General features: G+C 60.4%; 16 protein-coding genes. 4 read left to right on the top strand and 12 right to left on the bottom strand.

The window, feature by feature from the left end:
• Window positions 1-3 precede the first annotated feature (3 nt).
• From PH603_RS09200 to flgB, 7 genes are all read right to left on the bottom strand, one after another.
• A complete protein-coding gene (locus PH603_RS09200; protein ID WP_289502076.1) occupies window positions 4-2,403 on the bottom strand; it encodes an ATP-binding protein in 2,400 nt (799 codons plus the stop codon).
• 85 nt (window positions 2,404-2,488) lie between these two features.
• The gene (gene flhB / locus PH603_RS09195) at window positions 2,489-3,580 is read right to left on the bottom strand and encodes a flagellar biosynthesis protein FlhB (protein ID WP_289502074.1); all 1,092 of its coding nucleotides are present in this window, start codon (window positions 3,578-3,580) and stop codon (window positions 2,489-2,491) included.
• A 3-nt stretch (window positions 3,581-3,583) separates the two neighbouring features.
• Window positions 3,584-4,342 (bottom strand): flagellar biosynthetic protein FliR, encoded by a 759-nt coding sequence (gene fliR, locus PH603_RS09190; RefSeq protein ID WP_289502072.1) that lies wholly within the window; start codon window positions 4,340-4,342, stop codon window positions 3,584-3,586.
• Window positions 4,343-4,348: 6 nt separating this feature from the next.
• Window positions 4,349-4,615 (bottom strand): flagellar biosynthesis protein FliQ, encoded by a 267-nt coding sequence (gene fliQ / locus PH603_RS09185; RefSeq protein ID WP_289502070.1) that lies wholly within the window; start codon window positions 4,613-4,615, stop codon window positions 4,349-4,351.
• Window positions 4,616-4,694: 79 nt separating this feature from the next.
• The gene (gene fliE / locus PH603_RS09180) at window positions 4,695-5,027 is read right to left on the bottom strand and encodes a flagellar hook-basal body complex protein FliE (protein WP_289502067.1); all 333 of its coding nucleotides are present in this window, start codon (window positions 5,025-5,027) and stop codon (window positions 4,695-4,697) included.
• Between the two features lie 12 nt (window positions 5,028-5,039).
• Window positions 5,040-5,447, bottom strand: a complete 408-nt coding sequence (gene flgC / locus PH603_RS09175) for a flagellar basal body rod protein FlgC (RefSeq protein WP_289502065.1) — start codon at window positions 5,445-5,447, stop codon at window positions 5,040-5,042.
• Between the two features lie 22 nt (window positions 5,448-5,469).
• Window positions 5,470-5,892 (bottom strand): flagellar basal body rod protein FlgB, encoded by a 423-nt coding sequence (flgB, locus tag PH603_RS09170; RefSeq protein WP_289502064.1) that lies wholly within the window; start codon window positions 5,890-5,892, stop codon window positions 5,470-5,472.
• Between the two features lie 161 nt (window positions 5,893-6,053).
• Here flgB and PH603_RS09165 point away from each other — a divergent pair, with 161 nt between their 5' ends.
• Genes PH603_RS09165 through fliP form a run of 3 tightly spaced genes read left to right on the top strand, consistent with a single transcriptional unit; the run spans window position 6,054 to window position 7,482 of the window.
• A complete protein-coding gene (locus PH603_RS09165) occupies window positions 6,054-6,383 on the top strand; it encodes an EscU/YscU/HrcU family type III secretion system export apparatus switch protein (RefSeq protein WP_289502063.1) in 330 nt (109 codons plus the stop codon).
• The gene (fliO, locus tag PH603_RS09160; protein ID WP_289502061.1) at window positions 6,380-6,664 is read left to right on the top strand and encodes a flagellar biosynthetic protein FliO; all 285 of its coding nucleotides are present in this window, start codon (window positions 6,380-6,382) and stop codon (window positions 6,662-6,664) included. Before PH603_RS09165 ends, fliO begins: the two co-directional genes overlap by 4 nt.
• A complete protein-coding gene (gene fliP / locus PH603_RS09155; protein ID WP_289502059.1) occupies window positions 6,661-7,482 on the top strand; it encodes a flagellar type III secretion system pore protein FliP in 822 nt (273 codons plus the stop codon). The genes fliO and fliP overlap by 4 nt, the downstream gene beginning before the upstream one ends.
• 4 nt (window positions 7,483-7,486) lie before the next feature.
• Here fliP and PH603_RS09150 read toward each other — a convergent pair whose 3' ends face one another.
• On the bottom strand, window positions 7,487-8,563 hold the full coding sequence (locus PH603_RS09150) for an SMP-30/gluconolactonase/LRE family protein (RefSeq protein WP_289502057.1): 1,077 nt from the start codon (window positions 8,561-8,563) through the stop codon (window positions 7,487-7,489).
• Between the two features lie 106 nt (window positions 8,564-8,669).
• Here PH603_RS09150 and chrA point away from each other — a divergent pair, with 106 nt between their 5' ends.
• Complete coding sequence (gene chrA / locus PH603_RS09145; protein ID WP_434783307.1) at window positions 8,670-9,920, top strand: chromate efflux transporter; 1,251 nt, start codon at window positions 8,670-8,672, stop codon at window positions 9,918-9,920.
• On the opposite strand, the gene PH603_RS09140 is transcribed toward chrA, so the two are convergent.
• The 4 genes from PH603_RS09140 to PH603_RS09125 form a co-directional block, all read right to left on the bottom strand.
• The gene (locus PH603_RS09140) at window positions 9,917-10,336 is read right to left on the bottom strand and encodes a VOC family protein (protein ID WP_289502054.1); all 420 of its coding nucleotides are present in this window, start codon (window positions 10,334-10,336) and stop codon (window positions 9,917-9,919) included. The genes chrA and PH603_RS09140 overlap by 4 nt on opposite strands.
• 78 nt (window positions 10,337-10,414) lie before the next feature.
• On the bottom strand, window positions 10,415-11,998 hold the full coding sequence (locus PH603_RS09135) for a peptide chain release factor 3 (RefSeq protein WP_289502052.1): 1,584 nt from the start codon (window positions 11,996-11,998) through the stop codon (window positions 10,415-10,417).
• A gap of 259 nt (window positions 11,999-12,257) precedes the next feature.
• Window positions 12,258-12,719, bottom strand: a complete 462-nt coding sequence (phaP, locus tag PH603_RS09130) for a phasin family protein (RefSeq protein ID WP_289502049.1) — start codon at window positions 12,717-12,719, stop codon at window positions 12,258-12,260.
• A 195-nt stretch (window positions 12,720-12,914) separates the two neighbouring features.
• On the bottom strand, window positions 12,915-15,128 hold the full coding sequence (locus PH603_RS09125; RefSeq protein ID WP_289502048.1) for a S9 family peptidase: 2,214 nt from the start codon (window positions 15,126-15,128) through the stop codon (window positions 12,915-12,917).
• Window positions 15,129-15,180: the final 52 nt, after the last annotated feature.

Here is a 15,180-nt window from a genome sequence, read left to right as displayed (position 1 = left end):
CAGTTAGCCCAGAATGGACTTTACCTTCTCGGCCAAGTCTTTGAGAGAGAAGGGTTTCGGCAGGAAATGGAAGTCTTCGGCCTCAAGATTCTGGCGGAACACATCCTCGGCATAGCCCGAGACAAAGATGACCGGCAGGTGCGGCATGGTTTCGCGCACAGTTTTCACGAGCGTCGGCCCATCCATATTGGGCATCACGACGTCCGAAATCAGCAGGTCAATCGGCCCGTCATGGCTTTCGATGACCTCAAGCCCCGCCTCGCCCGAGTTGGCTTCAAGGATCGTATAGCCTTTGTTGGCAAGCGCGCGGGAGGCGAACATCCGCACCGGGTCCTCGTCTTCCACAATCAGGATGACGCCCTTGCCGGTCAGGTCCCGCGCCGGGCCCTCGTCTTCGCCGATCTGTGCCTTGACGACTTCCTCGCCGGCCTGCGCGTAGCCCTTCAACAGAAGATAGAAGGTGGTCCCAACGCCCACTTCGGATTCCACGAACACATAGCCGCCGGTCTGCTTCACGATGCCATAAACGGTGGCGAGGCCAAGGCCGGTGCCCTGCCCCACTTCCTTGGTGGTGAAGAAGGGTTCGAAAATCTTGCCGATCACTTCCTTCGGAATACCGCAGCCGGTGTCCTCGAATTCGATCAGCACATAATCGCCGGGCTCGACGATATCGTATTTCTGCACGAAGGGATCATCGGCGCTGATCGCCGAGGTGCGGATTTCAAGCCGACCACCTTCGGGCATCGCATCGCGCGCGTTAACGGCGAGGTTGATGATCACCTGTTCAAGCTGGCCCTGGTCCACCTTCACCGGCATCAGGTCGCGGCCATGCACCACCTTCAACTCGATCGTCTCGCCGATCAGGCGGCGGATCAGGTTTGAAACCTCGGCCAGGATATCGGTGATAAGGAGCACCTTGGGGCGCAGGGTTTGCTGGCGCGAGAAGGCCAGAAGCTGCCGCACAAGGTTGGCGGCGCGGTTGGCATTCTGCTTGATCTGCATGATATCCGAGAAGGACTGGTCCCCCGCATCGTGCCGGACCAGAAGAAGATCGCAGAAGCCGAGAATGGCGGTCAGCAGATTGTTGAAATCGTGCGCCACGCCGCCGGCGAGCTGGCCCACCGCCTGCATCTTCTGGGCCTGCACAAACTGCCGTTCAAGGCTCTTTTCCTGCGTAGTATCAAGGAAATAGAGAATGGCGAGCTGTTCTTTCTCGGTCGCCACGTTCGAGAAATAGATCTGCCCCACCCGCTCGGGCTGCACATTGAAGCGCACGTCGATGGGCCGGTCATAAATTTCGCCGGTGGCGGCGAGTTCCAGATGCTGCTTCAGTTCTGCCCGGTCTTCCTCGTGCACGATATTCAGGATACTGTCGCCGTCCTTGAGGCCGCGCCCGATGGAGGCGCCCTTCATGGTGGCGTTCGTCTCCCGCACCGTGCCGGCACGGTCGGCAACCGCTACTGAAACAGGCGCTGTGTCCAGCATCGGGTCGATCAGGATAGCGCCGTCTTCCCGGCCGGGGCGCTGACGCAGCGATTCCGCGCTGATCAGGAAGCGGTAACGGCCGATATGCCGGTCCTTTTCCCGCGTCGTCAGCTCGTGGGTCACCGACCGCACCGCCATATCGCGGCGGCGGCCGATCTTCAGGTGGCGCCCTTCATGGTCAAGCGGCAGGCTCGCCGGCAGCGGATCATCGGGTGTTATCCCGAGCCAGTCCCGCACCGTCTGGTTGGCGGCAATCAGGCGGCCTGTCTTGTCCTCCAGCACGATGCCGGCCTGGATACGATCAAACAACGGAGCGGCGAAGCCCGCCAGCCGCTCGCGTTCCTGCTCCAGCCGCGCTTCATAGCTGTCGACCGACACTTCCCAGATCATATAGTGCGCGGTGCGGCGCCCGCGAAGGGTGATTTCCTGCGCCGGATCGGAGGCGAGCGGAAAAGCGCCCGAGCCTTCGCCCGTTTGCCGCACATTGCGCACGAGCGTGGCGAGCGAACGGTGCGCGGCCTCACCAGCGATCAGGTCATGAAGGCCAGCCGCCCCCGATCCCGTCAGCCGCTCGAACGCGGAATTGAGCGAAACCGGATTGCCGGAAAGGCCGGTCACCAGCATGGCGCGGCGGTTAATGCCGCACAGCATGCGGACAAGTTCGGGGTCGAGGAAATCAATGGCCTTGCGAGGCTGGTCAAGTAGCGCGAGGCGTCGGATCACGATCCCGGCCGCCAGCGTCAGCGCAAGCCCGCCGCCCATGACCATGCCGTCAATGCCGCCAAGGAGATAAGCGATTGCGGCAATCCCGCCCGACATCATCAATCCGGCCAGCGCCATCAGCACAAGGCTGATACCAGCGGTGGAGGCCCCGTAGGTCAGGGTCTCGGCCGAACGGTCCGGCAACCGGCTATCCATGATGCGCAATCCTCCCCCACGTGCTTTGGCGCCAGATTAGCGGCAGGCCAAGGGGAAGCGCAAGTCCGGGAAGATGGAGAACACCTCAGCGCGCGGTACGCTTGCCGATGCCGCCGGTCGCGCGACGGAGCTTCATCACATAGCCGATCACCTCGGCGACCGCCTTGTAATGATCCGGCGTGATTTCCTCGTCGATCTCGACCGTGGCATGGATGGCGCGCGCAAGCGGCGGGTTTTCAACGATGGGCACGCCGTTTTCCTCGGCGATTTCCCTGATCTTGAGGGCCACATTATCCACCCCCTTAGCCACCAGTTTCGGCACGTCCATCTGGCCATGCTTGTATTCAAGGGCGACGGCAAAGTGGGTCGGGTTGGTGATCACCACATCGGCGTTCGGTACGTTCGCCATCATCCGCTGGCGGGCGCGTTCCATGCGGATACCGCGCAGCCGCGCCTTCACCATCGGGTCGCCTTCGGTTTGCTTGTGCTCGTCCTTCACTTCCTGCTTCGACATCTTCAGCTGCTTGTGATGCTGGTGACGCTGGTAAGCGAGGTCCGCCGCCGCGATGAAGGTGAGGATGATCAGCACACCGATGAAAAGCTGGCCGGCCAAATCCTGGATGATTTTGAGGACGTCGAAAAGGTCGACCATCATCAGGCTGTCCAGCCGGTCGCGCTCGGGCCAGACAATGATGAAAACGACACCTGAAACCACAATCAGTTTGGCGAGGATTTTAAAGAATTCGACCACTGTGCGGCCCGAAAAAATCTTCTTGATGCCCTTGAGCGGCGACACCTTCTCGAGCGTCGGCTTGACCTTTTCGAGTGTGAAAACCGGTGGCTGCTGGATGCGCGTGCCGACAAGCCCCATGATCATCAGGATGAACATGGGGATCAGCGCAATCAGGAACACTTCCCGCACCAGTTCGAACGTGGGGCCCGCGATGCCGCCTTCGTCCGACGTCATTTCGTGCGTACGGCTGAGAAACGCTGTGATCGGAGCAATGATCCGGGCGGTCAGGAAGTCCGACAGGCTGACGATGATGAAAGTGGCGCCAAGCAGCAGGAACCAGGTCTTGAATTCCTGGCTGGAGGCCACGTTGCCCTTGTCGATCGCGTCCTGAAGCTTCTTGGAAGTCGGCTCTTCAGTCTTCTGGCTGTCGTCTTGCTCGGCCATGTCCTACCCCAGAAATTGCATCAGAACAGACTGAAGATGATCCATGAAATAGTGCATCATGGAGGATAACACCATGGCGAAGAGCGCGAAGCCAAGGAAGATATTGAGCGGCATCCCGATGAAGAAGACCTGAAACTGCGGCATCATCCGTGCGATCAGACCAAGCCCTACGTTATAGACAAGGCCATACACAATGAAGGGCGCCGCGAGCTGCATCCCGATCTGGAACGAATAGCCGACATAATGGATGATCACCCGCGCAAAATCCGCCACGGCAACCACCTCGTTCGCCGGGAAGCGCGTATAGCTGTTCACCATGCCCATGATCATCAGGTGGTGGGTGTTCGTCACCATCACCAGCGTCACGCTGATCAGCGTCATGAAGGTGCCGATGATCGCCGACTGGGTGCCCTGTGTGGGGTCGAAGGACTGTGCCGCTGCAAGGCCTGACTGGTAAGCGATGATTGTACCTGCCACATGGGTTGCCGACATGAAGATGCGCACGATAAGGGCGATCAGAATGCCTAGGAAGGCTTCATGCAGCATCAGCATCACAAGGCCGACGAATGACGGCGGCATGGCCGGCAGCAGCGGCGCAACCACGGGATACACGACAATCGACAGGAGAAAGGCGAAAGAGACCCGAATCTGCGCGGGGATCGAGGCGTCGCCCAGCCCCGGCATCAGCATCACAAGGGCCGCAACCCGCGTAAGCACCAGAAGGACGCCAAAAATCTCGCTTGGCAGGACATCGTCCAGCATGGGTTACTATCCGCCCGCAATGATGCGGTCAGCGATGCGCTCCATCAGGCCGCCAAGCTGGCGCCCCATCATGGGCATCATAAACAGGAGCCCGGAAAAGACGGCAATGATCTTCGGCACGAAGGTCAGCGTCATTTCGTTGATCTGGGTAACGGCCTGAAAGAAGGCAATCGTCAGGCCGATGAAAAGACCGATGCTGAGAATGGGGGCGATCAGGATAAGGAGCGTGGTCATGGCGTCGCGCGCCACATCAAGTACGTCCGGTCCGGTCATCGTATGATCCCCTTATCTCTCGGCATACCAGCCGCTGTCCGGATGATGCCACCCGAAGCTGCCAGCCGACAACGCGGGATCAGATCGGCATCTTCAGGATATCGTTGTATGCGTTCAACACTTTATCGCGCACCGTGACGACCGTGTCGACCACCATTTCAGCGTTCGATACGGCAGTGACAACGTCCACGAGGTCAGCCTGATTGACAAGCGACTGGACACCCACGGTTTCCATGGTGCCGGAAGACGCCGCAACGTCGCCCATCACCCCATCCACCAGCGAGCCGAACGCAGAGCCCTGGGCACCGATTGCCGAAAGGCCATCGTCACCGTCCCGACCCGTGAGCCCCGACGTTCCCGTACGGGCCGCCTGGGCGTAGGCATTCATTGCGTCAAGCTGCTTGATATCCATGGCTCAGAACTCCTAGCGCATCAGATCCAGCGTCAGCGAGGCCATGCGACGGCTGGTCTCGAGCGCGTTAAGGTTCGACTGGTACGAACGCTGGGCCTGGGACATATCCATGGCCTCGACAAGGCCGTTGACGTTGGTTGTCTGGATATAGCCGGCATCGTCTGCGGCCGGGTGGCCCGGATCATACTGCAAACCGAATTCGGACTGATCATACTGCACGCGACCGGGGCTCACAAGGTTTACGCCCATGGCCCGGTCCAGTTCGTTCGCGAAAGTAACGAGCTTGCGGCGATAAGGCGCGCCGCCCGCGTTGTCGGCAACCGAATCCTGGTTGGCGAGGTTTTCGGCAATCACACGCATCCGCACAGACTGTGCGTGCAGGCCGGATGCAGAAACTTTCATGGCGGTGTTGAGGTCCATCGTCTGTCTCCTTGCCTATCCGTTATTGCGTCTTGCCGAGGGCTTTTTTCATCAGCCCGACATTCTTGCGGTAGAGATTGACAGCCAGACCATATTGCATCTGGTTGTCGGCCATGCGGGCCATCTCTTCTTCAAGGATGACCGCACTGCCATCGGGGTCTTCCTCCATCGACTTGTCTTTCGTGGTCTTGAACTCACCTTCCACGGCGCCGGTCGGGCTCATGTGGCGGGGATCGGTACGCAGCATGGCGGTGCCGCGGGGGGCAGATACTTCCTTGTCCCCGGCAAATTTTTCCACCAGGGAAGAGAAGTCCTGTTCCTCGAGCTTGCGGGCGCGGTAGCCCGGCGTATCGGCATTGGCCACATTCTCGGCGATCACGCTCTGGTTCTCGTTGAGCCAGCGCATCCGCTCTTTGAGCGCGCCCATGATAGGAATCTGGTTCAAGTCCATGTCTTGTCTCTGCTTTCTACCGGCTGGCTTTTGCGCCTCGTCTCCGGCTTCTGCTTCATCTTACCAAAACCGCCTTTGAGCTTGTTCTTGCAATTTTTGCCGTTTCGCCGCTCAATAGGCTTATGCAGGACAAGACTTTGCAAGAAGCGGACCAGTTGAAAACGCCCTCGACGAAAGCGGTGGCGATCGACGGCGAACGCACGTCCGGCGGCACCCCGAAGATCGTTGCCAAGGGCAAGGGCTTCAATGCCGAACGCATCCTTGATATCGCCTTCGCCGAAGGGGTGAAGGTGCGCCAGGACAGCGAGCTGACCGATATCCTTGACCAGTTCGAGGTGGAAAGCCCCGTCCCCCTTGAGGCCCTGCATGCTGTTTCCCTCATCCTCGACCGGGTCTATCAGGAAAACCGCCGCCTCGCTGGCGAGCCTGAGGAAAACCCGCCCACCGGCACCAGTTTGCCGGCTGAAGACAAAGGCCAATCATGATCGGTGAGATGCTCGGCGCGTTTGTCGCCCTTCTTTTCGTCCTAGCCCTCATCGCGCTCATCGCATGGGGGGCTCGCCGTTTCGGCCTTGTGCCCGGCCAGCCTGTGCTGCCGCGCCGGGCGAAGGAGATTGAAATCCTCGAGGTTCGCGCGCTGGATGCCCGCAACCGGCTGGTGCTTGTGCGCTGGAACGGCGCAGACTATCTTGTCGGCGCGGGGGCGGAAGGCCTTCGCCTGATCGACCGCCGCGAAGGCGCGGCCAAGGACGAGGCCAAAGCGTGACCGATACCCCGACCCGCCGCGAACTGCTGATTGAAGGCTTCAAATCATGGCTGAAGCCACTGGCTGTGGCCGGGCTTTGTGTTGCTGCTCTTTCGAGCGTCTTCCTGATTGCCCCTGAAGCCGCAGCGCAGTCGCTGAGCATTGACCTTGGGCAGGAAGGCTCGCTTTCCGGCCGCGTCGTGCAGATGATCCTGCTGATCACGATCCTGAGCCTGGCGCCGAGCATTCTGGTGATGACCACAAGCTTCACCCGGATGATCGTGGTGCTGTCGCTCTTGCGGAGTGCGCTTGGCACGCAAAGCACGCCGCCGAATATCGTGCTGATTTCACTGGCCCTTTTCATGACGGGCTATGTGATGGCACCCACCTTCAACGCCATGTATGACACCGGCATCCAGCCCCTGATGAACGAAGAAATCGACGAGCGCGAGGCTTTCAACCGCGCCATCGTACCGCTTCGGGGCTTCATGCTGGCGCAGGTGCGGGAAGAAGACCTTGGCCTTTTCCAGACCCTCGCGAATGCCGAACCTGCCGAACGCGCCGAAGACGTGCCGCTGACCACGCTCTTGCCCGCCTTCATGATCAGCGAGCTGCGCCGCGCCTTCGAGATCGGCTTCCTGCTGTTCGTACCCTTCATCGTTCTTGATATGGTGGTCGCGTCCATCCTGATGTCGATGGGCATGATGATGCTGCCGCCGGTGATGATCGCCCTGCCCTTCAAGCTGATCTTCTTCGTGCTGGTCGATGGCTGGGGGCTCGTTGCCGGGTCCCTGATCCAGAGCTTCGGCACCGCCCCCCTGCCACCTGTCACCGGTTAGCCGTTCACATATTGAACGGCCGTGGCGGCGCAATCCGCCCGATCTGTGGGGCTTCAAGGCTGCCGAGATACAGATAGCCGCCTGCCTCCTCGACCGACGTGATCATGTAAAGGTGCTTGCCTTCGGGGTCATGCAGCATGGCGATCACCTTGCCGTCTTCATTGAGCCCGACGACCATGCCGTGATGGATCGCAGACGGCTGCAGGGATGCCGGCAGCTTGGCAAGCAGCGCCTTGGCCCAGGGCTTCGGGTGCACCTTATCCAGCAGCGGGTTACGGGGCGACGCCAGCGCCAGCCAGAAGGTGCCCTTGCGGTTCGCTGAAACGCCATCCGGGAAGCCCGGCAGATTATCGATGAAAATATCCGAGGTGCCGGCCTTCTCGCCCTTCAGCCAGTAGCGGGTGATGCGGTAGCGGCCGGTTTCATTGACGAGAACAAAGTCCTCGTTTTCAGAAAGCGCGATGCCGTTCGCGAAATAAAGCCCATCGAGCAGGAGCTTCGCTTCGCCCGCTGCCGGATCATAAACGATCAGGCGACCGCGCGGCATGGCTTCCAGAAGATCAAGCCGGTAATGGCGCTGCCCATGCAGGTCGCTGGCGTCCGAGAAATAGATTTTGCCGTCGGAGGCGATATCAAGATCATCGGTGAAACCGTAGCGCTTGCCGTCCACGCTGTCCGTCAGCACCGACCAGCTACCATCGGGCGCCACGCTCACCAGCCCCTTGTAGGCATCGGCAACGATCAAGTTGCCCGCCGCGTCGAATGCGAGGCCAAGCGGGCGTCCGCCCTCAATCGTCGCGAAGGTTTCCTGTGCCTTGCCATCCGCCGACAGGCGAACGATCCGACCGTCCTGCAGGCCACCGTATATCCGGCCCTCAGCGTCCACGGCGACATCCTCGGGGCCGGCGCCGTCCTTCAGCGGCAGCACTTCGGCGAACTGAAGCGCGTCATTCAGCGCATAAGGCCCCGTGAAGCCGGGATCGGCCGGCGGATCATAGGCTTCCGGCGCAATGGGCGCCGGCCAAACGATGAACGCCAGAATGAGCGCCGCGAAGGCGACGAGAAAATGATGCAGCTTCATGGAGTTCCCCCTCCTCTTGCCAAGTGGCTATTGTGCCTGCGACAATGGTGCGGTCAAGGGCCTCTGCACGTGCGCCCCTGAAGCATGCGGGCAAATTTCAGAGAAGATGGCAGTGACGACCATTCCTTTCGGGCAGGCCTTACGCTTCTGGACAAAGCTTGGCTTCATCAGCTTCGGCGGCCCGGCCGGGCAAATCGCCATCATGCATGACGAGGTTGTCACCCGACGTCGCTGGATCGATGAAGCGCATTTCCTGCACGCCCTCAATTACTGCATGCTGCTACCGGGGCCGGAGGCGCAGCAGCTTGCTACCTATCTCGGCTGGCTGATGCACGGGGTGAAAGGCGGGCTGGCAGCCGGGCTGTTGTTCATCCTGCCGTCTTTCTTCCTGCTTGCCGGGCTCGCGTGGGCCTATATGGCGTTCGGCAGCCTGCCGGCGGTCGCCGCCCTTTTCTACGGCCTGAAGCCGGTCGTTGTTGCCATCATCGTGCATGCCGCGCTGAAGATGGGCCGCAAGACGCTTGCCACGCCCTTCCTTGCCTGCATTGCCATTGCGGCATTCATCGCCCTTGCGGTGTTCCACCTGCCCTTCCCGCTGGTTGTCGGCGGCGCCGCCCTTGCGGGCTGGATCGCCCACCGGCAGGACAAAGCAGCCACCACAACGACTGCCGCGACAACGGAACCCGCGAAAAGCCGGAAGCCCCGCTTGCTGCCGGTCCTTTCCATCGGCCTCTTGCTGTGGCTTGTCCCGATGGTGCTGGCCGTGGTGATGGGCGGCGCAGGCTCCACGCTCACCGAAATGGGGCTTTTCTTCACCAAGGCGGCGTTCCTGACCTTCGGCGGCGCCTATGCGGTGCTCCCTTATGTGGATCAGGCGGCAGTATCGGCCCATGGCTGGATCAGCCGCCCGCAGATGATGGACGGCCTCGCGCTCGGCGAAGCAACACCCGGCCCTCTGATCATGGTTGTTACCTTCGTGGCTTTCGTCGGCGGCTTCCAAAGCGGCGAAGGCCCCGCCGCCGTCTCCGGCTGGCTGGCCGCCCTCATCGTCACGTGGGTGACCTTCCTGCCATCTTTCCTGTTCATCTTCGCGGGCGCCCCTTATGTGGAAGCCACCCGTCACCTGCCCGGCATCGCCAAACCCCTGAAGGCGATCACCGCGGCGGTCGTCGGCGTTATCGGCAGCCTTGCGCTCACGCTTGGCCAGCATACCTTCCTGCCAGACGCGAAGATCGACATCGCCGCCATGGCCCTAGCCGCCATCGCCTTGTGGCTGATGGAACGACAAGGCTGGAGCGCACCACGCATCGTTATTCTGGGGGCAAATGCCGGCGCCGGCCTGCACCTGATGGCTTAGGCATCACCCGAGGGCGGCGGTGGCGGCGGACCGATCTGCTGCCACAGTTCGATCTTGATGCCATCGGGGTCCATGATCCAGGCGAAGCGGCCATAGGGCTCGTCGACGACCTCATCAACCTGCTGGACGCCTTCGGCCTTCAGGCGTGTGAGGATCGCATCCAGATCATCGACCCGGAAATTGATCATGAAGTCCTTGGTCGACGGCTTCATATACACGGTATCGGCCTTGAACGGCCCCCATACCGAATAGCCGGGCGCGTCGGTACTGGCCCCTTCCCTGAACGGGAAGCTGGCGCCGTAACCATCGAACGGAATGCCAAGATATTTCTTGTACCAGGCGACCGTGGCGTCCGGGTCCTTGCATTTCACAAAGACCCCGCCGATGCCGATCACCTTGCCTGTTTGCGATTCCATCGGAATCCCCCCAATTGCCTGACAGGTGGAACTCCGAACAGAAATCAGTGTGACGGCAGCGCAGCCGTCACACAAGCCTTAGTAAACTTCTTCCTTGGTCTTCAGGAAGCGCAGCGTCGGATAATCTTCCTTCGCCTTGTCGAGATGCCAGTTGTTGCGCGCCAGATAAACAGGCGCACCCGCATGATCCACCGCCATCGAGGCACGGTTGGCATCGACGAATTTCTTCACTTCGCGCGGGTCGCCGTCCACCCATTCGGCAGTCATCAGCGTTGTCGCCTCAAACTTCACGGGCAGCTGGTATTCGGTGCGGATACGGTCGGCCAGCACGTCAAACTGCAGCGGGCCAACCACGCCCACGACCCAGTCACTGCCAAGGTTCGGCTTGAAGACGCGGGCAGCGCCCTCCTCCGCCAGCTGCTCAAGTGCGCGGCCAAGGTGCTTCGCCTTCATCGGGTCTTCCGAGCGGACCTTCTGCAGGATTTCCGGCGCGAACGAGGGCACACCCGTGTAGCGGATCAGCTCACCTTCGGTGAGCGTGTCACCGATCCGCAAATTGCCGTGGTTCGGGATACCGATGATATCGCCAGCAAAAGCTTCCTCGGCGACCTCGCGGTCCTGCGCAAGGAAAAGCTGGGCATTATGGATCGCCATGATCTTGCCCGAGCGCACATGCTTGGCCTTGATGCCCTTGCGGAAACGGCCCGAAACGATGCGCAGGAAAGCGATACGGTCCCGGTGCTTGGGGTCCATGTTCGCCTGAATCTTGAACACGAAGCCCGACATCGCGTCTTCGGTCGGCGTTACGCTGCGCTCCAGCGCTTTGCCGGGACGCGGGCTCGGTGCATTCTTGCCAATCGCGGCAAGCAGTTCACGAACCCCGAAATTGTTGATCGCGGAGCCGAAGAAGACAGGCGTCAGGTGCCCTTCAAGATAGGCTTCAATATCGAACGGCTTGCACAGGGCACGCACCATCTCGATATCCGTTTTCAGCTTCTCAAGGGCATGATCCGGCAGCAGTTCTTCAAGTTTCGGATCGTCAAGACCCGAACACTGGATGCTTTCGGTCAGTACATCGCCCTTGCCGCGATCGAACAGCACAAGCTGGTCGTTCAGCAGGTCATAACAGCCGAGGAAATCGCGGCCCATGCCAATCGGCCAGCTTGCCGGCGTCACATCAAGCGCGAGTTTCTGTTCCACTTCATCGATCAGGTCGAACGGATCGCGGGCCTCGCGGTCCATCTTGTTGATGAAGGTGGCAATCGGCATGTCGCGCAGGCGGCACACTTCGAAAAGCTTGCGGGTCTGGGTCTCGATACCCTTGGCGGCGTCAAGCACCATCACGGCGCTGTCGACGGCTGACAGCGTGCGGTAGGTATCTTCCGAAAAGTCTTCGTGGCCCGGCGTATCCAGGAGGTTGAAGGTGTGGCCTTCATAATCGAAGGTCATCACCGACGACGCGACCGAAATACCGCGTTCCTGTTCCACCTTCATCCAGTCCGAACGAGCCCGGCGGCGATCACCGCGTGCCTTCACTTCGCCGGCAAGCTGAATGGCACCCCCGAACAGCAGGAGTTTCTCGGTCAGCGTGGTTTTACCGGCGTCCGGGTGCGAGATGATCGCGAAAGTGCGGCGCCGTTCGATTTCCTGGTCAAAGGCCATGATCGTTCCGGTACATCAGAAAGCGGCCCTCGGGCGCGCGTCAATTCGGGGCGCACACTAGCGTTTTCTCGTCAAATGCCAAGGAAAATGTGCCCGCGCACGGGGGCCCTGCCCCAAAAGGAAAACCGGACGACCGAGGGGAGGTCATCCGGCTTCATCCTTGGTTCCTTTTCAGGAACGATCAACAGGCCCGGGATCAGATGGGGAGGGGAGGGAGGGGAGGTATCCAACCCCGGGCCGGTTGATTTCCGGTCGGCCCTTAGGCCGAAGCTTTGAGCTCTTCCACGCCGGCGGTGTAACGCGCCTGCAGGACAGCAACTGCTTTCTGGTTGGAAGCGATGACGAGGTCAGTCACTTCACGGTAGCCCTTAAGGTTCGACTGGAACATCTTCTGGGCCACTTCGTAACCTTTGGTTACCGAGCTTTCCGGCGATTTGGTCGAGAAGACTTCGGTCGCTGCATCGTTGAACTTCGCAACGGCGTCCTTGGTCATGTCGATCTGCGCCTGGGCAGCTGCTTTAGCGCCTTCGAAAGCAATCTTGTTTGCTTCCACGGCAGCTTCGATATTTTTCTTCTGGAACTCGATGACGCTCGTCACGTCAAGTTTCGGGGTCTTGAAGAAGTCCGCGAAAGCTTCGAAACCTTTTTTGAGGTCAGCAGTCATTTTCTCGGTTGCCTCTTCGATCTTTTTCTCAACACTAGCTTCAGCTTTGGTAGCCATGGCTCTTGTTCCTTTCTCGCCGGCGCCATCTTCATGGTGCACTGCAGCGTTCATGAGCAAAATATATGTGCGCTGCACCAAAGTGTCAAGATTATTTTTGTTGCAATGCACAAAATTACTAAGCCGTTGATACTAAAAGACAATGGGGAGACACACCGTGCCTCCCCATCAAATTAAACCCTGAAAATGACGTGGTTATTTCAGGTTTCGTTCGAAAAAGTCGAGGCCCCTGCCCCACAGGTGCGCCCGCACGGCCTCACCCTGGATGCCATGACGCTTGCCCGGATAGGTCATCAGCTCGAACGGCACGATATTGGTCTGAAGTACGCCCATCAGGCGCACCGAATTGTCGAAGAAGACATTATCGTCCGCCATGCCATGAATGAGGAGGAGCTTGCCTTTCAGGCCGCCCAGATGGGCAAAGACCGAGCTTTTCTCATACACATCACCCGGAGCGTCCGGCATGCCGAGATAGCGTTCGGTATAGGCCGTATCATAAAGCCGCCAGTCGGTGACGGGCGCCACCGCCATACCGGCCTTGAACACATCCGGCGCCTGCGACAGCGCCATCAGGGTCATATAGCCACCGTATGACCAGCCCCAGAAGCCGACTCGCTCCCGGTCGATATAACCCTCTTTCACCAGATGCTCGACACCGGCGACCTGATCGGCGATTTCCACCGTGCCCATGGCATTCTTGATGGCGGCCTCGAATTTCAGGCCGCGGTTCCACATGCCCCGGTTATCGATCACCATCACGACATAGCCCCGGCGGGCGAGGATCTCATTGAAATCAAGCGACCAGCTTTTCTTCACGCGCTGCCCGTGCGGCCCGCCGTAGGGGTTGAGGATCAGCGGATATTGCCGGCTCGCGTCAAAATCAGCCGGCAGATACAGCCGGTAATGCAGTTCCGTGCCACCTGCCACTTCAAAGCTGCCGAACTCGGTCCGGGCGCGATTCGCCGCAAAGGCCGCATAGGGATGGCTATCATCCAGCTTGTTCTCGATCACGGCAAAGCGCGTGGTGCCCTCCTTCAGGTCGCGCACCATCACTTGCGGCGGCTGGTCGGGGCTCGAAAATTTGTCGATGAAGACCCCTGCCCCCACGACCGGATCATGCCAGCCTTCCTCCAGCGTCACCTGCCGCACCTGCCCGCCAGCAAGCGGCACACTGTAGAGATGCTGTTCAAGCGGGCTTTCCATCCAGCCCGCGAAATAAACAAGCCCTGCATCCGCATCCACCTTGAGGACGGAATCAACGACCCAGTCGCCGCTTGTCAGCTGCTTCAGGTCACCGTTCACGCCGTTTGAAAGATAGACATGGCGGAAACCGGTGCGCTCGCTGGTCCAGACAAACCGGCCATCGGGCAGGAAGGTGAGGTCGTCGGTCAGGTTGACCCAGACATCGCTTTTCTCGCTCATCAGCGTATCGGTGATCCCGGTCGCGGCCGAGGCCCGCAGGATATCAAGCGTTTCCTGATCGCGGCTGAGGCGCTGCACCAGCAATGTTTTCGAATCCGGTGCCCAGTTCACGCGGGCAAGGTAGATATCCTTGTCCTTGCCCATATTGACCCAGAGCGTGGCACCGCCATCGATGGGCGCGAGACCAAGGCTGACCTCGGCGTTCGGCGTACCCGCCTTCGGGTAACGCTGCTCGATGGAGGTGACGCCGCCGTCGTCATTCACTTCATAGCGCTGCAGCACCATGACGGGGGCCTCGTCCACGCGGGCGAAGGCAATCGTCTTGCTGTCGGGCGACCACCAGTAACCGCTGTAGCGCCCCAGTTCCTCGGCAGCCGCAAATTCGGCCATGCCGTTCGAGATCGTGTCGCTTTCGGCGGTCGTCAGGCGCGTCTCGGCGCCACTTTCAACATCAACGACATAAAGGTCGCGGTCGCGCACGAAGGAGACATATTTGCCGTCCGGGCTGAACCGGGCGTCGCCTTCGAAGGCGTCCGTTGCCGTCAGCTGGCGCGCCTTGCCGCCAACCGGCAGCACATAAAGATCACCGCCAAGCGGGATGAGAAGCGCGTCACCGGCGGCGTTCCAGTCATAGCTGACGATACCGCTTTTGCCGGTAAGGCTGCGGTCACGCTCGCGCCGCGCCTTTTCGGCTTCACTCAGCACTTCCTCGGCGCCGTCGAGCATCGCGGCGGAATCGACCAGAAGCGAAGCCTCGCCGCTCTCCAGATCATATTCCCAGAGGTCCAGCCGGGCAGCCTCGTCCGCACTGCCGCGCAGAAAGGTCAGCCGTTTGCCATCGGGGGAAAATTTCAGGCCCTGCACATTGGGGCCGGAAAGGGCCGGGCTCGCCTCAAGGCGTTCTACCGTCAGGTCCGTTTCCGCCGCCATGGCCCCTCCTCCGATCATCGCCGCAAGCACGGCTGCCTTCGCCAGTCTGTCGATCATGCCTGATCCCCCCGTTCGTTCTTATATGGATAAGGCACGGGCATAGCAGAGG

It is taken from the genome of Gimibacter soli, assembly GCF_028463845.1.
GTDB lineage: Bacteria > Pseudomonadota > Alphaproteobacteria > Sphingomonadales > Kordiimonadaceae > Gimibacter > Gimibacter soli.
Note: the sequence above shows the minus strand (reverse complement) of the source record. Positions and strands in the feature narration are given on the sequence as shown.